Source organism: Salinibacterium sp. G-O1 (assembly GCF_030063305.1).
Classification (GTDB): Bacteria; Actinomycetota; Actinomycetes; order Actinomycetales; family Microbacteriaceae; genus Rhodoglobus.
This window is the reverse complement of sequence record NZ_JASISV010000003.1, coordinates 214,689-239,435: the sequence shown is the minus strand read 5'-3', so window position 1 is coordinate 239,435 and position 24,747 is coordinate 214,689. Positions and strand designations below refer to the sequence as shown.

17 protein-coding genes, 1 tRNA gene and 1 pseudogene are annotated in these 24,747 nt (G+C 58.5%); 6 read left to right on the top strand and 13 right to left on the bottom strand.

The annotated features are described in order from the left end of the window. Nucleotides 1-552: 552 nt before the first annotated feature. From proA to QMG83_RS12740, 3 genes are all read left to right on the top strand, one after another. Nucleotides 553-6,906 carry an anti-phage protein ProA gene (proA, locus tag QMG83_RS12750; RefSeq protein WP_283505782.1) on the top strand — a complete coding sequence of 2,118 codons (6,354 nt, stop codon included), beginning with the start codon at nt 553-555 and terminating at the stop codon, nt 6,904-6,906. 655 nt (nt 6,907-7,561) lie between these two features. After that, a complete protein-coding gene (locus tag QMG83_RS12745; protein ID WP_283505781.1) occupies nt 7,562-8,173 on the top strand; it encodes a hypothetical protein in 612 nt (203 codons plus the stop codon). Next, nucleotides 8,166-8,855, top strand: coding sequence for a hypothetical protein (locus tag QMG83_RS12740; RefSeq protein ID WP_283505780.1), 690 nt, complete (start codon nt 8,166-8,168; stop codon nt 8,853-8,855). The genes QMG83_RS12745 and QMG83_RS12740 overlap by 8 nt, the downstream gene beginning before the upstream one ends. 16 nt (nt 8,856-8,871) lie before the next feature. On the opposite strand, the gene QMG83_RS12735 is transcribed toward QMG83_RS12740, so the two are convergent. The 11 genes and pseudogenes from QMG83_RS12735 to QMG83_RS12690 form a co-directional block, all read right to left on the bottom strand. After that, a complete protein-coding gene (locus QMG83_RS12735) occupies nt 8,872-9,255 on the bottom strand; it encodes a cupin domain-containing protein (RefSeq protein WP_283505779.1) in 384 nt (127 codons plus the stop codon). A 270-nt stretch (nt 9,256-9,525) separates the two neighbouring features. After that, nucleotides 9,526-9,687: pseudogene (locus QMG83_RS12730) on the bottom strand (IS3-like element ISAar24 family transposase); the annotation flags it as partial. Nucleotides 9,688-9,875: 188 nt separating this feature from the next. Continuing rightward, entirely contained in the window at nt 9,876-11,699 is a 1,824-nt protein-coding gene (locus tag QMG83_RS12725) for a glycoside hydrolase family 16 protein (protein WP_283505778.1), read from the bottom strand. Between the two features lie 110 nt (nt 11,700-11,809). Continuing rightward, nucleotides 11,810-12,820 carry a lactonase family protein gene (locus QMG83_RS15475; protein ID WP_502949036.1) on the bottom strand — a complete coding sequence of 337 codons (1,011 nt, stop codon included), beginning with the start codon at nt 12,818-12,820 and terminating at the stop codon, nt 11,810-11,812. A 25-nt stretch (nt 12,821-12,845) separates the two neighbouring features. Further along, complete coding sequence (locus tag QMG83_RS12720) at nt 12,846-14,807, bottom strand: glycoside hydrolase family 31 protein (RefSeq protein WP_502949037.1); 1,962 nt, start codon at nt 14,805-14,807, stop codon at nt 12,846-12,848. A gap of 72 nt (nt 14,808-14,879) precedes the next feature. Beyond that, nucleotides 14,880-15,755, bottom strand: a complete 876-nt coding sequence (locus QMG83_RS12715) for a sugar kinase (protein WP_283505776.1) — start codon at nt 15,753-15,755, stop codon at nt 14,880-14,882. A 91-nt stretch (nt 15,756-15,846) separates the two neighbouring features. After that, nucleotides 15,847-16,404, bottom strand: a complete 558-nt coding sequence (locus QMG83_RS12710) for a bifunctional 4-hydroxy-2-oxoglutarate aldolase/2-dehydro-3-deoxy-phosphogluconate aldolase (protein WP_283505912.1) — start codon at nt 16,402-16,404, stop codon at nt 15,847-15,849. Nucleotides 16,405-16,510: 106 nt separating this feature from the next. Next, the gene (locus QMG83_RS12705) at nt 16,511-17,329 is read right to left on the bottom strand and encodes an SDR family NAD(P)-dependent oxidoreductase (protein ID WP_283505775.1); all 819 of its coding nucleotides are present in this window, start codon (nt 17,327-17,329) and stop codon (nt 16,511-16,513) included. Further along, nucleotides 17,326-18,147: a carbohydrate ABC transporter permease gene (locus QMG83_RS12700; protein ID WP_283505774.1), complete on the bottom strand. Its 822-nt coding sequence runs from the start codon at nt 18,145-18,147 to the stop codon at nt 17,326-17,328. Before QMG83_RS12700 ends, QMG83_RS12705 begins: the two co-directional genes overlap by 4 nt. Further along, nucleotides 18,144-19,055 (bottom strand): carbohydrate ABC transporter permease, encoded by a 912-nt coding sequence (locus QMG83_RS12695; protein WP_283505773.1) that lies wholly within the window; start codon nt 19,053-19,055, stop codon nt 18,144-18,146. The genes QMG83_RS12700 and QMG83_RS12695 overlap by 4 nt, the downstream gene beginning before the upstream one ends. Nucleotides 19,056-19,147: 92 nt before the next feature. Further along, a complete protein-coding gene (locus QMG83_RS12690; RefSeq protein ID WP_283505772.1) occupies nt 19,148-20,455 on the bottom strand; it encodes a sugar ABC transporter substrate-binding protein in 1,308 nt (435 codons plus the stop codon). 51 nt (nt 20,456-20,506) lie between these two features. Between QMG83_RS12690 and dgoD the strand changes: the two genes are divergently transcribed. The 3 genes from dgoD to QMG83_RS12675 all read left to right on the top strand — a co-directional run bounded on the left by dgoD (nt 20,507) and on the right by QMG83_RS12675 (nt 23,016). Continuing rightward, the gene (dgoD, locus tag QMG83_RS12685; RefSeq protein WP_283505771.1) at nt 20,507-21,652 is read left to right on the top strand and encodes a galactonate dehydratase; all 1,146 of its coding nucleotides are present in this window, start codon (nt 20,507-20,509) and stop codon (nt 21,650-21,652) included. Between the two features lie 111 nt (nt 21,653-21,763). Continuing rightward, the gene (locus QMG83_RS12680; protein WP_283505770.1) at nt 21,764-22,468 is read left to right on the top strand and encodes a FadR/GntR family transcriptional regulator; all 705 of its coding nucleotides are present in this window, start codon (nt 21,764-21,766) and stop codon (nt 22,466-22,468) included. Between the two features lie 41 nt (nt 22,469-22,509). Then, nucleotides 22,510-23,016, top strand: coding sequence for an ABC transporter permease (locus tag QMG83_RS12675; protein ID WP_283505769.1), 507 nt, complete (start codon nt 22,510-22,512; stop codon nt 23,014-23,016). Nucleotides 23,017-23,426: 410 nt separating this feature from the next. On the opposite strand, the gene QMG83_RS12670 is transcribed toward QMG83_RS12675, so the two are convergent. Together QMG83_RS12670 and QMG83_RS12665 are read right to left on the bottom strand one after the other, a co-directional pair. Beyond that, nucleotides 23,427-23,498 (bottom strand) — tRNA-Arg (locus tag QMG83_RS12670). Nucleotides 23,499-23,524: 26 nt separating this feature from the next. Further along, complete coding sequence (locus QMG83_RS12665; RefSeq protein ID WP_283505768.1) at nt 23,525-24,652, bottom strand: CHAP domain-containing protein; 1,128 nt, start codon at nt 24,650-24,652, stop codon at nt 23,525-23,527. Between the last annotated feature and the right edge of the window lie 95 nt (nt 24,653-24,747).

Below are 24,747 nucleotides of genomic sequence, written 5' to 3'. Positions count from 1 at the left end.
CGCTTTGGACGGGTGACGGGCAACACGAGGGAGCTGCATTCCAATCTGACGGCGCTTGTCGCAAATCCCGGGTGTCGTGGTGTTTTCGCATGGGGTGCTCTTGTTGAACTCCGGGGAGATCGGCAGCGCCTGCTCGAGAACTCTCCTCCGCCGATGTCCAGCGCAACGTCCACTCCGCGACCACCCGTGAGCTCGCGGGCCGTCGATAGCCGCGAGGGATCCGAGTAGTTGACAGCGCGCCGCTGAGAGCTTCTCGTCGATGCTGGCCGCAGCCATGAAAGTCGCGCCGCGGATCTTGCCGAGCGGTTGGATTGTTCTCGACGACAGGTCCCGCTGTGTTCTCATCGGACGTCAGGTCCGGCCGGCGCTGTCACAACTCGTACCGAGGGGCAGCTTCTGGGACACACCATGCTTTAAGGCGCCAGCAAGGTCCGTTTTGGATGAACTTGAATATTTCCTAGAACAAAATCCGCAGTAAGAAATTGGACGCCGAAAGCAAGTGGTTTATGACCACATCTCATGTGTCTGGTTACATGTGACTCTGGGCTCGGTTTGCGCTCCAGTTCTGATGACGGAGGATCACCTATGGACGCGACTAATCGGGACAAAGTCGCCGACTCGCTTGAGCTCGCAATCACAGGGCTTGGGCCATATGTGAGCCGAGTTCTTGCTCCCCTTATCCCCGAGGGCGTCAGCTGGACATCTTTGCTCCAAGCCCGCGACAACGCCGCTGGAATTCAGGACAAGACCTACAATCGCAACGACCTTCAGGCCATGCTGCGAGTGATGACCGAGCGAATGGGCAGTCTCGGATTTCCGTTCTCGTCTACCCTGCCGCGACTCGCCCAAAATTTGGCAAGTGAACTACGCGAGGTTCGCAATCGTTGGGCACACCACGACGAGTTTTCGGACGATGACGTTTATCGTGCAGTGGACACAACAGAAAGGCTCCTGCGAGCGGTTGGTGCTCAGACTGAAGCGGATCAGGCGCGACTGCTAAAAGGGACACCGCCCGCCGCGATTGCGACGCCTGAAGAAACGGTGCCATCTGCGCCCGAGACAATCTTGGAAGCCGGCCGAGATGAATTTGGTATCGAGCTCGGGGTCGTACCGATTCTCAGCTACGCAGCAGCCCACAACCGCCTGCCAGTTGTAGACAGCGTGATCATCACCAACTCCGGACGCGCCCGGCGGGGAGTCACTCTCAGTCTGGAGGCAACGAGCGCTCTTGGACCTCTGTCGCTCGCCTCAGACCATTTGATCGATATCGCGAGTGACTCGACATTTGCCCTGAGCGATGCGCAACTGCTGCTCGACGCCGCTCACATGCTACGGGTGGAGGAGTCGCGTCCCGCGTCGATCACCGCGACCCTCACGCACGATGGGGTCGTTCTCGCCAAAGCGAGGCGTGAAGTCGAGTTGCTGGCAGCCCATCAATGGGTGCGTCAGCCGGCACACCTTGCTACCGAACTCCTGGCTGCGCACGTTCAGCCGAACCATCCGGCCATCGCCGCTCTGCTCTCTGAGTCGTCTGAATGGTTGGAGACTGAGACGGGCGATGGATCGCTTGAGGGCTACCAGTCAGACGAGAACCGTGTTGATCTGATCGCCCGGGCCATTTTCGAGGCGATGAAAGCCCGCGGGATCCGTTACAGCAACCCACCTGCGAGCTGGGGAGATTCCGGACAAAAGATCCGGACTCCCGAGGAGGTGCTCGAAGGACGAGTGGGCACGTGTCTGGACACGACGGTCGTCTTCGCGGCGGCGCTGGAGCAAGCCGGAATTCACCCTCTCCTATGGCTGCTTGAGGGACACGCATTTGTCGGATACTGGCGTCAGGAAGCAAGCCTGGGTGCCGCGGCCAACTCCGAAGCCCTCGAGGCTATCAACCTCGTAGACCTTGGTTACATCGGAGTAATCGAAACCACGATGATCACTACGGCCCACCCAGATACCACGTTCGAGGAGGCAAGACGCTCTCCAGAGACATCACGGCTCCAGGGCCGACCGGACGACATTCTCGGCATCACTGACGTCGTTGAAGCACGACGTGCCCGCATAATCCCATTGCCCGCTAGGACTGTCAATGATGACAACAGTGTCACTGTCACCGAGTACCGACCTGCCGCCGGGGCTGCGGTTCTTTCGACAGAATACGGAAAGGGGGACGGTGCCACCCGCAGCGCCAAAACCACTCCCTACCGCGTCGCACAATGGAAAAACTCCCTTCTGGACCTCAGCCTGCGTAACCGGCTGATCAATTTCGGCGAACGAGGGAAGCTGAGTCTGGCAATTGCTGATGCTGATGCCGGATACGCAGAGGACATTGTCAACGACAACAAAAGCATCACGTTGATTCCCTCCGACGAAATTCCTCAAGTCATGAGGGCACGGGGCATACGCTACGGCAGGGATCTCAGCGAGAGCGATCGCTCGATGATGCTGCGTGAGAAAGGGAGCGCCTTCGTCGATGTGACAGATGCGGCGTACCTTACTCGCCTTCGAGGCCTGGCATACAAGGCTAAAACGATCGAACAGGAGACAGGCGCGAACAACCTGTACTTGGCTTTCGGAACCCTTCTCTGGGACTTCAACGGAAGAGAACTTCGATCTCCGCTCATTCTCGTGCCAGTCCGCTTGGAGATTGGGCGCGGAGGCAAGTACCGAATCGTTTTGGACGAGTCCGGAAGTTCGACACCAAACTACTGTCTGCTTGAGAAACTTCGACAAGTTCACGGTCTGACTATCGGAGGTCTGGCCGAACCTACTGAGGACGCGTCCGGCATAGACCTTGACGCCGCATTCCGCTCGACGAGAGAAGCATTGGAACGGGCACGGCTGCCCTTCCGCGTCGAGGCCACAGCGGATCTTTCGATACTTCAATTCGCAAAGTTTCGTCTCTGGAAGGACCTGGATGACAACTGGGAGGAATTCGCGAAGAATCCGCTGGTGTCTCACCTGATCCACACGCCGACAGCCCAATTCATCGACCCGGTCTCAGCCGACGATCACACCAACCTGGACAATGTCATTCCGCTGGTACCTGTGCCGGCCGACTCGTCACAACTCGCTGCGGTCGCCGCAGCATCCGCGGGGCAGACGTTCGTGTTAGAAGGTCCCCCCGGCACCGGGAAGTCACAGACGATCACCAATTTGCTCGTTCGCGCTGTTGCCGAGGGCAAGAAGGTTCTGTTTGTGGCTGAGAAGAAAGCCGCCCTGCAAGTGGTGCAACGGCGTCTAGAGGAAGTGGGACTCGGAGCGTTCGCGCTCGACATCCACGACAAGGGAAGCCGGCCAGCGGCGGTGCGCGCACAGATAAAGGCTGCACTTCAACACCGCGTTGCGGCAGACCCAGACGGTCTTCGCACGGCAACCGAGACGCTCCAGTCCAGTCGTCGAACCCTTGATAGATACGCGACCAGGCTCCATGAGAAGAATGCGGCGGGGCTTTCGTACTATTCCGCGCGGGAGCGCCTTCTGGCCTCAGACGAAGCTTTACCGCCTGTTGAGATCCCTCGAACGCTGGTGACCTCGTCGGCTGACCAGATCGAAGTATTGCGGGATTGCTTGCGCCAACTACCGGACACCGCAGATCCGGCCCGTCCGTCAATAAATCACCCATGGGGATTCATCGACAGCGCGGCGGGGCTCGATCAGGAACGTATGCTGCAGCTCGCCGGAACCATCGACTCCGCAATCGCGCGCGTCGAACGCAGTCCGCGGACCTTAGAGGTGCTGCGCCTTGCTCCGCACTCCGGCGCGATCACTCTGCTCTCGAGCTTGATGTTGGCGCCAGCCGTACAGCTCGAGACGATCGACACGGTCGCGGCCCCCGACTGGTCAACTGCTGCAATAGCCGCACTTGATGCGCTCAGCGCGGAGAGCCAAGGTGCGCGTACTGACCACCCGGATATCGACCCTGCCATTTTCGACGAAGACCTCGATCAGATACATGCGGACGCCCTTGCCGCCGACACAAGTCGCTTCTTCGGACGGAAGAAGCGCAGGATTGCCGTGCGGTCTCGGGTTGAGAGCTATTTTCTCGCCGACACGCTGCCCCACCCGCGGAAATTGAGCGGGGTGATTCTCGGGCTGTCCACAACAGCGCAACGGTTGCGAGCCGCTCAAGAAGCACTTGACACGATCACTGGTCTCGAGGGGAGCGCGCCAGAAAACCCCTGGTTGCCGTTCTCACCCGATCCTGCTTCACACCGCATCGGATGGCTGAAGTGGCTGGGTGCAACGTTGAGTCTTCCCGTCGCAGAGAACGACTCTTACGCACTGGCCTTGAGAGTCCTTTACCAGTCGCGAGACGTAGGTGCAGAACTTGCGCCGCCGCTCAAGGAGATTGCCTCGAGCTGGATCGAACTGCAAAGTAGCGCCGGGACTTCGGCTGGATTGCTGGACGCGTGGAGAGGAGCTCAAGAACCGGTACCGCAGTGGATAGCAACCCGAGACCGACGGGATCTCGGCACCTCCGCCAGCACCGGACTGAAGCGTTGGGCAGACCTCCTGGAATACGTCGAGCCGCTTCGAGACGCAGGTCTGCACGCCAATCGAGTCGACATCTTGGCTGGAGTTATTGCGTCGGAGGTCGCTCTGCCGGCGTTCGACCTCGCAATTGCGCAGGCCTCACTCGACGAACGAGCTTCCTCGACGACGCTGGATACCTTCGACGCGTCGGCTCATGAGAAGGCAGTCTTGCGGTATGTCGACTCATCCGATCTTGTAAGAGAAAGCCTCGTCACTTCGATACCCAGCGACATCCTCAATGGACGTTCGTTCAGCGCGAGCTCTACGAGCGGTCAAATGGGCAATCTCAGCCGCCAGCTGGACCGCCAACGCGGTGGCTTAGGCGTGCGAGCACTACTAGATCAGTTCGGCCCTCTCATCGCTGAGATCCTGCCCTGCGTGCTCATGAGCCCCGAGTCAGTTGCGCGTTTCTACGGCGCTCGAAGCAGCATGTTCGACATCGTGGTCTTTGACGAGGCATCCCAGATCCGAGTCGCCGACGCGATTGGAGCTATGGGGCGAGCACGGTCCGTCGTCGTTGTTGGCGACAGCAAGCAGATGCCTCCAACGAGCTTCGCCGAGGCCACAATAAGTGACGAGAGCGAATCGCGGGAGCCCGGAAGCGTTCAGGATGAGGAGTCCATTCTCTCTGAATGCGTATCTGCACAAGTGCCTTCGCTCGCTTTGACCTGGCACTATCGGAGCCAGGACGAGTCGCTAATCCAATTCAGCAACGAGCACTACTACGGCAACCTCTCCACCTTTCCATCGCCGCTGCACGGGGTTCGCGACGATGGGCTCGAAGGCCATGGCATCAGCCTCGTTCAGCTAAATGGTCGCTTTCTCCGTTCCGCTACCGGCAAAGACCTTCGCACTAATCCCGTCGAGGCGAGGGCCATCGTCGACGAAATTCAGCGACGCTTCTGGGCATCTCCAAATTCCTATCCATCCCTCGGGGTGGTGACCTTCAATGCCCAGCAACGAGCTCTCATCGAATCCCTTCTGCGGGACGCTGGCGACACGCGAATCATTGAAGCGCTCGAGGCGCCCGACGAAGGACTCTTCGTGAAGAACCTCGAAAATGTTCAAGGAGACGAACGCGACACAATCCTGTTCTCGACCGCTTTTAGCGTGAATGATCGGGGGATTCTTCCGCTCAACTTCGGTCCTGTGAGCCAGGCCGGTGGAGAGCGCCGACTTAACGTGGCGATAACACGAGCGCGTCGACAGGTGATCCTGTTCAGCAGCTTCGAACCCTCGGAACTTCGGGCTGAAGAGAGCAGCTCCGTCGGCCTGAGACACCTGAAGGCCTACCTCGAAATGGCCGCAGGGCGATCGTCGAGCGCCGCCCGGAGGTTTGGCGCGAAGTCGGTAGATAGGCACAGGGAACAGATCGCAGACCGGCTCCGCCAACGCGGGTTGTCGGTGACTACCGACGTTGGGCTCTCGGACTTTAAAGTGGACCTCAGCCTTGCGGATCAAGAGAATCCCGAGTCGCCCATCATGGCAGTGCTTTTAGACAACAGCAGCTGGGCAGAACGCAGAACCGTCGCTGATCGGGATGGCCTCCCTACCGCAGTGCTTCGCAACTTGATGAAGTGGCCAGGAGTGAGCCGCGTTTGGATGCCCGCGTGGATTGCAGATCCAAACCTGGTTGTCGATCAGTTGGTAGCGGAGTTTCAGCGGGCCTCCGACAGGGCGGCACTGGACAAGCTGGAGCTCTCAGCCCAGATGCCAGATGAGCCTTTTGAGAGTGTCATGGAGGAGTCGCAGTCGAGTACTACCGATACGCGAACCGAAGCTTCGACGTTGCGGGTGCCTTCAGTCACTTCTGCGAACCAGCGCGAGTTCGAACCTTGGCTCGCCAGGGCGGCAGGAGGAGTAGACACGCTGGACCGACTTCCCTCAGGGGATGCGACAGCCCGCGTGGAAGAAGTCATCCGGGAGATCGTCCACACTGAAGGCCCCGTCCATCTCGTCAGACTTGCGAAGCTGACTGCCTCGGCGTTCGGCTTGGAACGAGTTGCGCAGAGCCGAATGGTGAGGATCGTCCAATGCATACCATCTGATCTCCGCGTCAAGAACGACCGGGTTTACCTCTGGCCTCCGAATGTGGATCCCACTGACTGGCATCTATTCCGCCGCAGCGCGATGGGAAGTGATCGACCACTCGAACATGTCCACCCAACGGAAATCGCCAACGCGATGGTCGCGATGTGTATCCGCGACGGAGGTTTGTTTGAGGATGAACTTCGTCGCGAGACCCTGCGCATGTTCGGCGTTGTTCGGATGACGGCGAACATGGCGGCACTCCTGGACGCGGCCCTGAAGGTTGCTCTTGAAACCGGGCGTCTCGAATTGACAGGGGTGGGCGTCATCTCGGTGCCCGGCTAATTGCTCTCTAGAAGATCTCGAGATTTGTGTGTAGATCGGTATCGAATGCCGCGCCAGGGAGGGCAGAGCACGCCCTGCTCCGCCGCCACAACACGGGGATGCAAGCGTGCAAGACCTCACGCCCTATCGGAATCTCGAGATCGAGCACATCCTGCCCGAACAACCCAGTATCAAGAGATCTGAGGGGGCCAACTTCCGCCTATTTACTGGGAAGTTTGGCACTGATCGAGAGTGCCCCTGGAGGGACTCGACGCCCCACCCGAGCCGCCGACACATCGCGCGGCCGCGCGCATCAATGATGTCCACGTCGGGCGCAATGCGTCGGACTGCGCGCGCGGGGACCCCCGGGATTCGAGGTGCCACCCATGGGCACGAATGCGAAGCAGCCCGCACGAATAGCAAAGCCCCGCGCGATGGCGGGGCTACTTCACATTCGTGCCCCTGGAGGGACTCGAACTCCCTTCTCAGCCGTGTATTCACGCGGAAAATGCTCAAGATCCCCGGAAAATCAACGGTAATCGTTGAATCTGACCGTGTACGTTCTGGTTCGTTTGCCCACGGTTGTGGGCAAACGGTGGGCAAGCACAATTCTCACCTTCCATAAAAACATGGATTCGTGCTTCCATATTTATATGAAATCTGCGAGCATAGTGCAATGAAGAACGTGGAAATAGTGTGGCGCACTTTGGCCGACGCCGCGCTCGACAATCAGCGTGACTGGAACAGTATCGGCGACATCGCTGATGCTGCGTCGGTCGCGCCATCGACTACCTACCAGGCGCTCGGGCGGCTCGTTGACATTGGTGCCGTCCGCCCCAACTCGCGTCGCGGGTACACCGTGGTCTCGCCGGAGAAGCTCCTCGAAGCGTTCGCTGCGCACCGCAACCTCCGCGCCGACACCATGGTTTCCACGACATTGTCTGCCGCCCAAGGCTACCTCGACGATGTCGAGGTCGACTACGCGCTCAGCGGCAGCAGTGCCGCGGTGCACTACCTCGGCGGCCGAAACACAGTCTCCGACCTCGGCCGGCGGATCGTCTATTCGACTAGAACACTGTCTCAGGCTGACTTCCCCGAGGGCGACGAGGTCATCATCCTCCGCGAAGATCCGGTGGCGGCACGCACCTGGACATCCGGGTACGCCAGCCTCGCGCAGACCTACGCTGACCTCTGGGCGAGCCCAGGCTGGCAAGCAGCCGAGTTCACCCGCGCACTCAAGGCAACGCTGTTCGCCGAGGCCGATTGGGAGCAGCGAACCAGTGCCTAGCCTCTACGAAGACGAGACCGGTGTCATCCGCGCCTTGGTCGACCGGCTTGGACACGATCTCGAGCCGTCGATCCTCATCGGTGGATGGGCAACCTTCGTTCGAGTCGGCGGCGAGATCAGTCTCGATATCGACCTCATTACCTCCCAGGAGAGCCGCCACAAGCTTGAGAGTTTGATGACGGACCTCTCCCCCAGCCATAATCACCAGGGTCGGAAGCTGCGGGCGATCATCGACGACGTGCACCTCGACATCTACCTGCCGTTCGAGTCCCAACTCGGCAGCAAGCTTCGCCTCAAGGTCGAAGTGCTGGCGGAGTACCCCGACGAGCTCTCGTTCGAGAGGTGGACACTGCTGCGACTCGAAGCACACATCGCCACCAAGATGGCGGCCCTCCTCGACCGTCACTTCTCCGAGAAGGGCCAGAAGGATGCCCGCGAGATCCTCGCTTTACTGAAACTCGACGGTCTCGACCCGGCCGTTGCGGCAGAGGTCCTTCACCGGGCGTCGACGGTCGATATCAAAGAACTGCCGCCCTTGATCGGTGAGGCCTTCGACTTGATCGGGAACATCATCCGGCTGTCGAAGGCCGACCAAAATCTTGTCGTTGCGGCAAAGAAATCGTGGGTTCTCGAGCTGCAACTGCGGGCTCCGCAAACCCAAGATGTGCGCCCACGTCTCTGAATGAACTTCCCGGCGTTTACTTCACCTGTGGAACGACCTTGGATGCGAGGGCCTCGGCCGCACCCTTCGATCGCGTCCGCACGTGGATCCGCTCCCCTTGCTTGCCGAACATGCTGAGAATTTCCACGGGGCCGCGGTTCCCGCCGGCTGCGCCGAACCAGTGCGGGTCCTTTGTGTCGAACTCGGCGGCCTCGCCCGCGCGCATCACGATGTCGTGCTCGCCGAGCAGTAGCCGAAGTCGGCCCGATAGCACGTAGATCCACTCGTAGCCTTCGAGTGTGCGCAGGGTCGGTTCGCGATCGGTTGCCGCGATGGTGATCTTGAATGCTTGCGGTTCGCCGTGCTGCTGCGACAAGGGCGTCAGGATGCGGCCGTCTAAACGCGTTGACTTGCGCGTCACGCGGGGATCGTCGATCTGAGGCGACGTGACGATCTCGTCGAGTTGCTCCGCCAGTGCAGCGACGATGGGAAGTAGCGCTCGGCTTGCGTTGACCTCGAGTGGAGTCCCGCAACCCAAGCCGACCAGATATCGCCCTAACGGACAAACCCTCACTGACGTGAAGATGCCGTATCTCTGCCCAATCCTGCACGCTAATCACCCACCCAATCGTGTCCGGGTGGCCCAGTTTTCGAAGAGCGTTACTGGCCTAGTTTTCGAAGAGCGCTGACAATGGACCTCGCGGATCAGACCGGTGAGCCACTGCCGGCGCATCTGCGTCCTCGAAAGAGGCCGGTTCCGGTAACGGTAGTAGCCGGGGCTACTGACCCCGAGGATGCGACAGCACACTTTCGGGGGCATCCCGGCATCGACGAGTCGGTCGATCACCGGGTGCCTCAGCAGCCCTCAGACCCAAACGCTCACCACGCCCCCAAAGACACGAAGGCCTCCTGTTGTCGAAGTGGATAATCATCCATCGGACAACAGGAAGCCTTCGGTCGTTGGCGATGCGTTACGGTCCAGCGCCGCTAAGCGTCACTCACAGGGCAGCGGGATCGATATGCCTGCCGCAGCGTCGAACCTTACTGGCGCAACAACTGAACGTTGTCAAAACCGATCCACTGATTTCCGCTGGCGTTTGAATAGAATCCAACGTTCACGAGGCCGGTTGTGGCAGTAAATGTGATCGAAATACGAGTCCACGTAGAGGTGGCAGTGATGTTTTTCTGCGAAACCGCGCCATAGTCCTTCGCTTCCAGGTAAGCCTGGGCCTGTCCCCCACTCGACCTCACCCAAGCAGATAACGTATAGGTACCGTTGGGAATGTTAATCGTTTGACCGGTATAGACCTGATAAGGGCTTGCGCTCCAATGTGCCCCGCCCCACAGGTTTGCATAGTCAGACGTGTCGTACTGAATGAAGGAGGCACTATCATACGCTCCACTTGGTGACCACGTATTCCAGCCAGAAGGGGCCGCGGCTGGGATAGCAGGAGTGTAAGTACCGAATGACTTCACGGTATCCGAGAACTGCGGGTTAACCACATAGTTGCCCGAAACCACGTCCGTATCATTGGCAAGCGTGATCGAGTCTAGATTCACTCCGTCCGAGTAGTCCGACCGTTCACCCTTGAGTGTGACCTGGTTGTTGTATCCACCCGGGAAAGAGATGTTCTCTACCTGGTTCGCCCATGTATCCCAGTTGGCCGTGCCGCTAAAGGTAACATCCCGAAGTTTGACTCCATTTAGGTATAGGCCAAGTACACGATTCGTGGGCGTTCCAGCGAGCGGCCCCGCGGAGTATCGGATCGTGACCGACTTGGTGGAGGTTGTCCCACTGTCTATGGAAACGGCCGCCGAGGCCGAGCTGTTCGAGGCGAAGTTGTCAACGAAACCGGTACCTGTGAACCCAGCGTGATTGTTGTTGACCTGGGCATTGCCGGCCAGCGCCCCATCTTCGAACTGATAGGTAACGTTCGGTAGCTGCGAGTAGCGGACGTAGTCCACCTGAAGGTAGTCGGGGACGTTGGTCACCGCTGCTTGCCAGTTCACAACCCCAGCTTGAACCATCAAGAACTCTGGGTAGAACGGAATGGGGGTGGCTCCCCCCCGTTGAATAGTCTTCAAAGCGACCCCGTCCTGGTACCACACCAATTTGGTGGGCGTCCACTCCAAGCCGTATGTGTGCCAATCCTGGGGGTTGGTTACTGCAGGTTGAGTTGTGTCGCTGTGAAAGCCGCTACCATACCCTCCCCAGATGTTTGACAGATTAACGATGTCCTGACCGCTCGCGTTCTTTTGCCCACCCCATTCAGTGATGTCCACTTCGGTTCCACGACCATTCGCACCGTTCACATCGAGGCCCGAGAATGACGGCGAACCCGCAGTCGTTGATGAGGAATCATTATAATGAGGATCCATCCAAAACGAGTGGTAACTGCCCATCCCGGTGTGAACCGAAGCGGAAGTGGTTGGAGCACTAGCGTGCCGCAAGCGAATCTCTGCATACCCATATTTGGCCTCGAACTTATCCTTTGTTGATAAGAATCCGGTTTGATAAGGGAAAGTCACGCCGTTAATGGTCGTAGCTGTATCGTCCACTTTTAGCCACGCGTATCCGTCATGGACCGATACGTAGCTTGAGTTATAGGCCGTCTTGTCGACTCCAAACTGCCCACCAGGGAGAACGTCGGGCCAGTTGGTGTTCCATTTGGTGGTGTCCAGCGCTGTCCCACTGAATTCGTCAGCCCAAATCTGCGAATAGCCCGATGGCGCCGCGGCCGTGGCGCTGGGCGCTGTCTCGACCCCCGCGACAGTGAGCGCACCAAATGCCAGAGCGACCGCTAGTGCGCCGCTCACTGGGCGGCGGAGATTGCCGAGTTTTTTTACCGTCGTACTACGCTCCATTGCCATTCCTTCGGTTGGGACCGCGACTTTTTCGCGGCTTGTTTAGTTATATAATATGCTAAATCTAACCGTTTCGATAGCGTTGCAGTTTTCGCTCTGGCATGAGCCAATCAAATGGGCGTGGTTATGCAAGTAGGAGATCCCGTGGAGAAGTTGCTTTGGAACCGAGGGATGCCATGCGAGTCCAGACGAAAAGTCGATATATCGTGTGACCGTTCGTTCGCCACATAGAGTACGGCTCCTCGCACCAAGTGGTGACGAGGCCATTCTCCGCCGCTCGCGACACTCGTGAGCGGCGATGGTTGCCCCGTAACCTCGTCGATCAAAAGTACCGCCACGCGGTCAACACCTCGGACAGTCACGTATATGGCGCGGCCAGCGAGGGATATTTCCGCTGCTGAACTCTCATCCGGAGTGGAGCCGAATACTGGAGTCACGTGAACTACTTCGTAGCGATCGGTCGAATGACTTCGTGCAAGCATGTAGACCTCAATTGAGTGCTCCGTCACCACGTAGATATGTCCAGATGTCTGATTTACCACCAGATGCCTAGGCCCGGTCCCACGCGGCAGTGACACCTCGTACTCAAGCTCAAGTCTGCCGAATTGCTTCGTCCAAAAGAGAATGAGATCCAAGCCGAGATCGGTCGTTATGAGCCTGCCATCCCCTTGGAATGCGGCGTGATGCGCCCGTGACTGAGCCCTCTCAGCTGCCAGGCCGTTCTCCCGAAGTGCCGCAACAGGCTTAAGGTCGCACCTTTTACCGAGCGCGCCATCCGAGCCGAGCGAATAGGTCGACACAGTCCCGTCGCCCCAGCAACTTACGACCGCGAGGTCGCCCTTAGGATGGATGGCGATGTGGCAGGGACCTGAACCGCTTGAACGGCGAAAGCCTATCTGTCTCAACCGCGAGCCTTCTCTGCGAAAAGCGGCCACCGTATTTTCCGACTCCGACACGGCATAGAGCACTGAAATCGTAGGGTGCCAAGAAAGAAATGAAGGCGATGCCATCTTGAACCTAGCCAACTCCGCTTGCACCACCAAGTCGGCGTCAGTCGACAGGATTGAGATGCCTTGACCCACTCCACCCATCTCTGACGAGTGGGACCCGACCCACAGCACGTTCTAACTTCGTTCGCAGTCGAACTTAGGGCTGGAGCGGGAATGCCCCGACGCGTGATCGGGCTCCTTCTCGCAAGAAGACTGGGATTCGATCCAGCCGCACCTCAACACTGATCTCCGAACCACCTGGCCAAAACTTCCCGGTGTAAGCACACTCCCACTCTGATCCTGACGGCAGATACACTTGCCGATTCTTTTGCCCGCTCTCATACACCGGCGCGACCAAAAGGTCAGATCCAAAAAGGAACTGGTCTTCAACTTGCCAAACCCGATCATCGTCGGGGAAGTCCACGAAGATCGGCCGCATTGGTGGTACCCCGTCGCGGGCGGCAATCCGCATCTGATCATGGATGTACGGTCGCAACTTCTCTCGCAAGTGGAGGGCAGCCGAGATATGTTCGTACGCTTCTTCCCCGAACGACCAAACTTCGTTGGGCCCGCCAGTTTGAGTGTGACCCGTCGGCATTCTTGGGTCTCTGTTGCCGTGTGTACGGAAAATTGGACAAAAGACTCCATACTGAAACCAACGGACCACCAACTCAGCAAACGCGGGATCTTCAACATTCCCGCCATGGAAGCCACCAACATCAGTTGTCCACCAAGGAATTCCCGCAATAGCAATACTGAGCCCGGCCGAGATCTGCGCACGCAACGACTCCCATGTCGACGCAATGTCACCCGACCAGACTGCCACTCCGTATCGTTGCGAACCTGCCCACGCGGACCGCGCAAGCAAGACCGTCTGGTCAAGCCCGGCGGCCGCCATCCCATCTGAGAACAGTCTTGCGTTTTCACGCGGATAGATATTGGTGACTTGTGCGCCAGGACCAGCGAAGTACCTTGTGTTTGCAGGTGTTGCCGGGTTGATTTCAGGTTCGGAAGCGTCCAGCCAAAAGACGCTGATGCCCTTATCCACGTAATTTTGCCTCACACGGTCCCAGACCGTCGCTCGCGTCTCTGGGTTGGTTGGATCGTAGTACGCGACCGCCATCGATTCGGCCATACCCTTGTCCCTGATTGTCTGGAAGAATTCCACGCCCTGATCGGCGCCAATCAACAGCCCACGGTCACGAAAGTCCTTATAGTTCTCTGAAAGTGGTGAGACCGTGGGCCAGACTGACACCATAATTTTCACACCGAGGTTGTCAAGCTCGGTTACCATCCCTGCTACATCGGGCCACTCCGTCTCGTCGAATCGGAAGTCGCCCATCGCTGTCCAGTGAAAGTAGTCGATGACGATCACGGACATTGGCAATCCGCGCGACTTATGCTCGCGAACGACTTCGAGCAGTTCGTCCTGTGTTCGATATCGCAGTTTGGATTGCCAGAATCCGCTGGCCCATTCAGGGAGTTCAGGGGTGTGCCCTGTCGCATCGGCATAGCGGCCGAGAATCCTCTGTGGGTCTGGCGAAGCGGTGAACCAGTAATCGACGCCCAGCGCTTGGTCTGACCTCCAGCGAGTATGGTCCTGGCTGAATGCGACGCTCCCCAACGCCGGGTTATTCCACAACATCCCATAGCCGCGACTCGACAAGACGAAAGGTATTGAAACCTCGCCATTGCGCTGCTGAAGATCGATCGACATGCCTTTGAGGTCGAGTCGTCCATGGGTGTACTGACCCATGCCATAGAGACGCTCGCCTTCATAAGCTGCGAACTGTTGACGCGTCTCGTAGCTTCCTGCGCGATTGCCGATGTAGACCCTTGCTCCCGGCACCCAGAAATGCTCTCTCTGCTCAGCGAGCAGCTCTTCTCCCGTTGCCAGGCTGGTAAAACGCAATAGAGGCTCGGGGAACTTTGACGCGACGTCGAACGAGACATTAACGCACAACTCGCCTACAGTGATGCGAGCCCAAGAGTCAAGAATTTCTACTTCAGATTTGGTTCGAGGCGCCTCGACGGCCAGAGCCCCGTGTTCTCCGTGTGGAAGTCGGTAGGGGGCCGACCTCACACGCACGGAGCCATCCCCCCAAGGCTGGATGAGCATCACTTCATGTTGATGCCGCACCTCTAGGGCGTTGTCCACTTGCCGAAATCGGACCATAGTCATTCTCTCCTTCTACCTCTGGATGTGTTCAGATGCTTGTGTCGCCGCGTCCAATTGCGCTCGGGACGGCAGACCTTCCCAGTCGCCCGAGCGGGTGACGGCGAAAGCGGCGAATACCCGAGCGCGTGCCATCCGTTCCGTGACACTCGCGCCGTCTACAAGAGCTGACAGATAGCCCGCAACGAATGCATCCCCAGCACCGATGGTATCGACTGCGACTGCGGGAAAAGCGTCGACTGTCACCTCGCTACCCTGCACGAATGCGGACGCACCAAGAGCGCCTCGCGTCACGATTAATTCTTCTACACCGAAAGAGGGAAGCTCTCGCTGGATTCGCTCCAGAGCGTCATCACCAGGCCCCTCAAGGAGCAGATCCAACTCTTCTTCGGAGGCAAATATGATGTCTGCGTTGCGAGCCAAATCCCGCAGCGCGATGCCGGCATCTTTGCGGGACCAGAGCTTTGCCCGATAGTTGAGATCGAGGCTAACGAGGGCCCCGCTTGCTCGAGCTGCCCGCATCGCTACATCGGTCGCCGCCCGAGCAGAATCTGAGAGGGCTGCGGTCACTCCAGTCACGTGAACGATTCGCGGTGCCCTTTCCGAAACCTTCTCTCCGTCGACCTTGCCGAGGAATGAACCAGCGGATCCGTGCCGGAAGTAGTTCACACTCAATACGTTCCCGGCCGGCCTGTCGAACGTAATCAGGCCGGTGTTGGCCTCGTCGATGACACGAATATCCTCTACATCGACTCCCTCAGCACGCAAGGTCCTCAGGACGAGGTCACCGAACGGATCAGATCCGACAACGCCGACCAGGCCCACCTTGTGGCCCAGCCGAGCCATTCCGATCGCCACGTTGAGTTCAGCGCCAACCGCTGCGAGCATCACCGCCTCTCCTGCAGCTATAGAGCCGCCACTCCGGAGTCCAACGAGAGGTTCACCAATGGCTACGAGATCGAACCCATGGCGCGCCGTCGACTCACTCATCATGGCCAAAATCAGCAACGGCGGCGCGGTATTCATTCAAGCGACGATGGATCTCGACACTGTCCAGCCGAGCGGCGCCCGATCCAACGAGAGGACTCCCGACGCCTACAGCGGTCGCGCCCGCCGACAAGTAATCCGCCACGCTGGCGGCGTCAATGCCCCCGACTGGAACGAAGGAAATATCGGGAAAGGGTGCCCGAAGCTGACGAAGCAGCCCGCTGCCACCCCAATTAGCTGGGAACAGCTTTACCGCTGTAGCGCCTCTGCGGTGCGCTTCAAATACTTCCGTCGGCGTGACGGCTCCAGCGAAAACCTGCATTCCTAGTTCGCGCGCAACTTCTATTGCAGGGCATAATGCTGGGGTTACAACGAACGCCGCACCGGCTGAGTGTGCCCTTCGAGCGTCGTCGGCCGAAAGAACAGTCCCCGCCCCCAAGATGTATGCGGTGGAGTTATCAGAGCGGTATCGGGCGATCGTATCCTCCGCGTCAGGTGTGGTGAGGGAAACCTCGATTACCCTTACGTTGCCTCGAACAAGCGATTCGACCATGTGCGAGGCGATGTCGACTCGTGAAGCGCGAACAATGGCAAGCAGTCGACTCTCCACAAGTGCCCCGAGAGCGTCCACGGGGTCTCGGACCGATCCTTTTTCGGAGTCATGCACGAATTGACGGCTCCTCGATATGGGGCAGCTGAGCGCTAAGCCCGCCGTCTACTGTCAACGTGATCCCTGTAATGCCCGACGACCGCTCATCGGCTAGGAAAAGAATGGCTTGCGCTACTTCAGCGGGTGAAACCATCCGGCCTAACGGGTGCAGTCGGGCCACGGCGGCGGCGGCGGCGGTCGGGTCGGCTTGCCGTGACAGCCAAGACTCGACCAGACGCGTAGTTGTCCAGCCCGGTGCAACACAATTGGCTCGCACGCCCTCAAGGCCAAAATCGATGGCGATTCCCCTTGTCATTGCCTCGATAGCTGCTTTTGCAGCAGCATAGGGAAATGATTGCCGGGAGGTCATGCGCGCGTGAACCGAACTAACGTTTACGACGCTCGCTCGTTTACTGAGGCGGAGGAAAGGCAGGGCACTCTGAAAAGTCAGCCAACTCGCTTTCAGGTCGATGTCCATCACCTCATTCCACGCCTTTTCATCAGCGGTCTCGGCGCTGTCGTTTGCATTGATACCTGCGCAGTTCACGAGAATGTCTATCCCGTCCAAATCCGCAGCTGCCGACCCGATCGCGCTCCGAACCGCCTCACTGTCGCGAAGGTCGCAGACACGCGAAAGTGCCTTCTCGCCGTTGTGGAGGAGTTCGCCTTCAGTCAAGTCAAGCGTGGCTACTCTCATGCCTGCGTCCAACATCGCTTGGGCTGTGGCGCGCCCGATACCACCTAGGCCGCCTGTCACAATTGCCTTAGTCGGAATGGAGTGGTGGACGGATCGGGAGGGCGACAATTCCGGTTTCCCTGCAGTGTTCATTTGACCGATCCTGCTGTGACGCCCGCCGAAATGAAGCGCTGCGCAAAGACTAAGAGGACAATCGCAGGGATGGAGCTGATGACAGCCGTCGCCATCACTGCATTCCAGTCCGTCGCGTTTACGCCGATGAATTGATATAGCCCGACAGTTAGTGGCACAAACTTTCCGCCGGAATTCAGCGTCACGGCGAACAGAAAATCCCCCCAACCGGACAGAAAGGCAAAGAGACCTGCCGTAACAAGGGCGTTTCGGCTGAGCGGAAGAACTATCGACCAGAACACGCGGAATCTGGAAGCACCATCAACTTCCGCAGCCTCAATAAGCGCTGGCGGCAGTGTCGACATGAATGCCGTAATGATGATCACCGCGAAGGGAACACTTGCCGTGCTATCGGCGAGGATAAGCACGAATAAATTATCCAGCACCCCCAGCTGACTGAAGATCGAGTAGAGGGCGTTCGCCATGACGATGCCCGGAATCAACTGCACAACAAGAATTACGATGCTTACCGCCATCCCGCCTCGAAGCTTGAATTGGGCCAGCGCATAGGCGGCTGGTGCTGCAATGGCCAGAGTCAGGAGGACCACTCCGAGTGCCACTACGACGCTGGTAGCGATGGAGGCACCCTGAACACGGAAGGCGCTTTCATATCCGGCCCAGTTCGGCACGCTTGGAAACCAAGACGGCGGGATCCGGAACAGATCGCTTGCCTGTTGAACGGACGTGTTGAACATCCAATACAGCGGGAAAAGCATGATCAAAATAATCATTGCTGCACCGACCGTATAGGCCACACCGGCGCCACGAATTCGTTTCACTGGGACACCTTCCATTTCTCGCTGTTGGTCACCCGAATGTAGAGAAGGGCGAAGACCATCGCAACCACAATGAGGATGTTGCTGATGGCACTGCCTTGCCCGAAGTCGAATGTGGTGAAGGACCTGAAATAGGAAAGCGTAGCTAGCGTCTGAGTTGAATTAGCGGGCCCACCCTGGGTCAACAAAATGATGAGGTCGAACGCACGTATCGTGTAAATAAGACCGAGAAGCTGCACAACAAGGATCACCGGTCGAAGCAGTGGCAATGTAATCGACCAAAAAACCCGAATTGCCCCCGCGCCGTCAATTTTCGCAGCCTCAATCACGTCGTCTGGGATTCCTTGCAATCCGCCATACAGCGTCACGAAGACGAATGGGATGCCGACCCAGATATTGACCAGAGTGACGGAAAGTAGGGCGATCTGAGGGTCAGACAGCCATGGGACTCCCTCGGATGCAAGCCCGACATTAACGAGAATCGCATTGAAAACTCCATGGTCCTGATCGAGTGCCCACCGGAAGATAGTGCCCGAGACAACGAGCGGCAGAAGCCAAGGAAGAAGAAGGAGCGCCCGAAACAAACGGTTCAAGGCAAACCGCCGATTGAAGTAGACGGCAAATGTGAACCCAATTACGAATTGGCCGACGAGTGACACGACCGTGAATATTGCTGTGTTCGCAACAGCTCGCCAGAATAGGGGCTCATTGAATATTGCTGCGTAGTTGTCAAACCCGATAAACGGAGCGTTGCCCCTTAGAAAGGTTTGAATTGTCGAGCCGCGGAAACTCTGCTCCAAGTTTGTCAAGACGGGGAAGAAAAAGAACATCGAGACATAACAGATGACGGGAAGCAGAAACAGCCACTTATAGATCAGTTGCCGCCTCGCGGCTGAGGGATTGCGAGTCATCTGTGGTCAGTTCACTTTCGGAAGAAGGATTGGTGGCCGGCGCTAGCCGACCACCAGTCTGAAACGAGTTCGCTCGATAATCGAGCTGGGAGTTATTTCACGGAGGCCTGAGCTGCGTCGAGCGCTTCCTGTGCTGTCTGCTGCCCGGTGAGCGCAGATTGGATGGCTGTCCACAATGCCTGGCTGACGGTTGGCCACGCGTCGCCGACAAGGCCAGCACGCGACTTTGCAGTCTGAATCTGCGTTACGAACGGGGCGAGAGCGGGGCTAGTGGACGCGACCTTTGCCCCAAGATCCGTCAGCGAGGGGATCCCTGCAATCGTGTCGTTGAAGGTTGTCATGACCTCCGGAGAGACGAGACAAGCCAGAACCTTGCCCGCTGCGTTCTGCTCGGCCGTATTCGTTGTGGGGACGGTCCAGACCTCTCCGCCAAGCGGCACGACCGGTGCATCCCCAACCTTCGGGGTCGGGATAGTAGTGGTACCCCAGTTCAAACCAGCGGCTGCGTCAAAGGTCGGGATGTTCCACGGTCCGGTTTCGGCCATCGCTACATTGCCTGCAGCGAAATCACTTGCAATATCGCCGTCGCCATAAGTGGTGACCGACTGGGAAGCACCTCCGCTCTGGACCAGGTCGATCCACAGCTGCAGCGCTTCAACCGCCTGAGGAGAGTTCAGCTTGTCCAGCTCTGCGCCGTTTGACCAGAACCACGGCAGAAACTGCCACGTAGCGCCGCCGTCCGCTGCGGCGCTGAACGCAATTCCCTTGACATTTCCTTTGGACAAAGTCGCCGCGGCAGACTTCAGTTCGTCCCACGTCGTCGGGGGCTGGATTCCGGCCGCGCTGAAGAGATCTTTGTTGTAAAACAGCGCCAGATTATTCACTGACCAGGGAAGGCCATAAAGATTGTTCTGGTATGAACCAATCGACAATGCGCCGTCGCTGAACCCCTGGGCATCCACACCCACGTCCTTCAATGGCACCAGGACCCCTGACGCTGCAATGGAGGGCATGTCGGGATTGTCGAGCATCAGCAAGCTCGGAAGAGTTTTCGTCGCTGCAAGTTGAAGGACTTTGGTGACGAGCTGATCGGGCGGCGTGGCTTGGCGGTCGATCTTGATACCCGTCTGAGCCGAGCACGTATCCATCGCCGCGACGGTTGCCGCCGATTCGGCTTCGCCGACCCGATAGTCCAGGACGGTAATTGAGGTTGCTGCTTCACTCGACGTGCCAGAACTCGCTCCTCCCGAAGCGCAGCCCGTGACGGCGAGAAGCGACAGTACCGTGCCGGCGGCCATCACTATCCTAAGGTTTTTGCTTTCCATGCTGCTGTTCTCCTCTTTGAGATAGAGGTTTTCGGGGTGTGCCGAAAACACAAGTGGATTTTTGTGAGCTTCCACTTGATTATCATATAATATACACATATTCGGTTTATCGGCAATGGGGCTCTAATGAAAATTGATCGCATCGAAACATTCTTGGTTCCACCTCGGTGGCTCTTTTGCCGCATAGAAACCGACTCGGGCATTGTCGGTTGGGGGGAGCCAATCGTAGAGGGACGCGCTGAAGTCGTCCGAACTGCCGTAGAAACATTGGCCGAATACTTGCTTGGAGCTGATCCTCTGCGGATTGCTGATCACTGGCAGGTCATGTCGAAGGGCGGCTTCTACCGAGGCGGCCCAGTGCTGTCGAGTGCGGTGGCCGGATTGGATCAGGCGCTCTGGGACATCGCTGGAAAGTCGGCGGGATTGCCTGTATCTTCGCTGCTTGGCGGCGCGGTACGTGATCGAGTTCGGGTTTATTCATGGGTCGGCGGTGACTCGCCGCACGAACTTGAGGACGCCGTGGCTGAACGACTACAACTTGGCTTCACGGCCGTCAAAATGAATGCAACCGACAAAATGTCGCCAATTGCTACCGTTGCCGAATTGAACGCTGTCGTCGGCCGCGCAGAGCACGTCCGAAATTTGCTCGGCCCCGAGAGAGATTTCGCCATTGACTTCCACGGGCGGGTCAACGTACCGAACGCGATAGCTCTGGTGCGTGCATTAGAGGCAGTCCGGCCCATGTTCGTCGAGGAACCGCTCCCCCCCGAGTTAAACGTGGCGCTACCTCGCGTCATCGACTCGACATCCATTCCAATCGCGCTGGGGGAGCGGCTTTTTAGCCGCTCCGAGTTTCTGCCCGTGCTGCAAAGCGGTGTCGCTGTTGTTCAACCGGATCTATCTCACGCAGGCGGAATCTCGGAGGTAACGCGCATAGTCGCCCTATCCGAGACCTTTGGTGCGTTGTTTGCGCCACACAGCCCACTAGGCCCCATTTCCTTAGCCGCGAGTCTTCAAGTCTCATTTTCTACCCCGAGCTTTCTGATTCAAGAACAGAGCGTCGGTATCCACTATCACGACAGCACGGAATTTTTTGACGTCGTGGCAGATCCGACCCCGTTCGATTTCATCGATGGCTATGCGACGCTTTCCACTGAGGTCGGGCTCGGGATCAAAGTCGATGAAGCCGCTGTACGAGCGGCAGATCGCACTGGGCACTCGTGGCGGAACCCTATCTGGCGGGGAAAGGACGGGGCTTTCATAGAATGGTGAACCGCCCTTCGTCCGCCCTGAACTTCCGAGGTCGGGAGTCTCTGAGAAACGCAGACGCGCTATGGCAATGTGTAAGCCTGTAAAGTCGGGCTCAAGCTAATCGAGGAGACCATGAGCTACCGCCAATACCTCAACCCGCGAGAACAGATCGTCGAAACGATCGGGCGCCAGATCGTTCAGGGAACGATTGGGCCGATAATTGACGTGGCGAGCCTAGAGACGGAATTCGGCGTAAGTCGCACCTTAGTTCGCGACGCGATCCTCGCCCTCTCAGAAAAAAATCTTGTCGACGCCAAACCAAAGCGGGGAACGATGGTTCGTCCTCGCTCTGAATGGAATCTTTTAGACCTTCAGGTACTGCAGTGGGACGTCGAGACCCGCAATCATGCCAGGCAAGATCTCACTGAAGTACGACGGGTTATAGAGCCGCTCGTCGCTGGCCTAGCCGCCGAACGTCGACAGGAGAGCGATATTGTTGCCCTCTCTAGTGCATTGTCCGCGATGAGGGAAAGTATTGGAGACGCCGCATCGGCGGCGAACGCGGATGTAGAGTTTCATCGAGCGATTGCGCGCGCCTCCTACAACGACTTCCTGGTCCCAGTTCAAGAGGTCATCCTGGTGGGCCTTCGTGTACGGGATCTTTCCATTGAGGGAACTTCTCAAGACAGCGCCCTTGATATTCATGTGGCGTTGGCCGAAGCCATCGAGCAAGGCTCCGTAGTGGACGCGCAGCACTTTGCGGAGCAGATTGTTCGTCGTGCCGAACTTGATGAAACGAGGGCAGGGCACGGTATCGATAGACCTACAGATTCCTGAGCAGACGTTCGCCGCCAGAGTCCAATTGACTACGGTCCCGCTTGTCCCGCATTCGCTACGAAGTGCTCGGGTACTTCCGGCAGGGTGACGCGGTGTTTTTCACCTTCCTCTTTCCGGTGGTGATGTTGACCATATTCTCGGTCGCATTCAGCGAACAAAGCTTCGGTGTGGATGCGGCGGGTCATGTGGTCAACGCAGCCAGCTACTACCTTCCGGGCATGCTCGCCGCGGGGGTGCTCCTGAGCGGTCTGCAACACATGTCGATCGACATTGCGATGGAAAAGAGCGACGGAACGCTCAAACGCCTTGCCGGTACGCCACTCTCAGTGATCAGCTACTTCGCCGGAAAGATCGCGCAGGTGCTCGTGACCGGAGCGCTGCAGGCGGCCGCACTTATCCTGATCGCCCACTTCGCGTTCGGCGTGAACCTGCCGACCGAACCCTCTGCGTGGCTCACGTTCGCCTGGGTCTTCCTGCTTGGGGTCACGACCTGCGCCATCCTCGGGATCGGGCTGAGCGGGCATCATTGCAGGTACCTTTCCTTGTAGCTGGCTAAAATTTACGTCGGCGGAGCCTGAATCGCCATGAACTATCCCGCTGAGACACTTAGATTTTTTACTCTGCGACCCACTGGTCCTCCAGCATGGCCGACCGACGGAGAGCGGCCTCTGGGAGAGCGGGTCGTCGCCACCCCGGCGACTATCGCAACCTTGTGTCGCCTCTGCTTACCCTTATCTCGGTGTCAGCCGTTAGCTGCTGGACACCTTCGAGAACTTTGGGGTAGCTGTTCGGTTGCGCGCCGCTATCAGCGCGCACGAAGAGAGTCTCGTGAAACGTGGGCGACCGGTGGCCGATAGACCCGAAATTGATGGCATGTGCCGCTCAATTGTGGGCAATTGGGGCTTATGGCAGCCAAACAATGGACTAAATAGTGCCTCTGACCAGCATTTTTGACGTGTGCCCCTGGAGGGACTCGAACCCCCAACCGTTTCCTTAGGACGGAACTGCTCTTCCATTGAGCTACAGAGGCTGGCGTGGAAAGCCTAGCCGAACCTTTTAGAAAGGTGCGCCGAGGAACGCTTCCACAGTCGAGGCGAGGATGGTGCGCTGCCCGTACGAGCTCTGCACGTAGTTGTACTCCTCGATGACGATGTATCCGCCGTCGAGAACGGTCTTCACGTACGCGACGTGGTTCTGCGAACCGAACCAGGCGACGTCACCGACGGTGGGGGTGTCGTTGATCGGCCAGCCGTGCTGCTGCCAGGCGTACTTCCACTGGCTGGCGTTGCCGCCGGTGGGGGTCATGTTCGACCAGACCCACTTGAACGGAGCCTTGTACGAGCCGGCGTCGCGGTTGATGCGCCACGCCACGAAGTCGGTGCACTGGCGGTAGTAGTAGTTGAGCTCCGAAAGGCCGCCGCCCTGCTCCTCGCCCAGCTCGTAGAACCATGGGTAGTCGTCACCGAGTTCGCGAGCGCCAGAGAGCAGGTACTTGGCGTTGTTAGCGGCCCGCACGTCATCCCGGGTCGCCGCGGCGATCTGCTCAGCGGAGGTGGCCTCGTAGCTGTCACGCACAGTGGCGACCGACGACGATTCGCCGTTGACGGTCACGGACTGGATCGCGGCGACGGCACTCACGCCATCAGTTTCGGGGGTCGAGATTGCGTAGGCGGGAAGGCCAGCAACGGCGAACAGCCCACCGACGACAGCCATCGTGGCCAGCACGCTCACTGGGTGCTTGCGGGGCGCCTTGGGGGCGGCGGTGCCAGCGTGGATGTGACGCACCTCGGCACGACGCAGCTTGCGTGGCGCAGCAGCGGCACGAGCGTTCGTCGAGCGGCGGGTGGGCGCATCCTGAACAGACGGAGCAGAAATCTGGATGCCGCCGGCCGAGAAGTCGGGAACCGACACCGACAGGCCGAGCAGGTCGTTGAAGTGCGGCTCAGCAGCCGCCGGAGTCACGTCAGCCGGGGTTACGGCGACCTCGGTCACGACCAGATCGGCCACAACCTCGTCGGCGGCAACGGTCTCGACTGCGGGTGCCTGAGCGGCTGCCGCGGCGGCCTCAGCGGCACGCATCTCGCGGCGGGTGAGGAACTGCTGCGGCGCGGCGGGTGCATCAGCAGGCACAGCGGCACCGGGTGCGGCCGTGTCGAACAGGTCATCCATGTTGCTGGATGGCATGACATCAACCACGTTTAGATAATTCCTTCAGATTTTTCAAACCTCAACGAGGTTAGGGGAAGTACTGCGATTTGTCTAACAATCACAGAAGAATG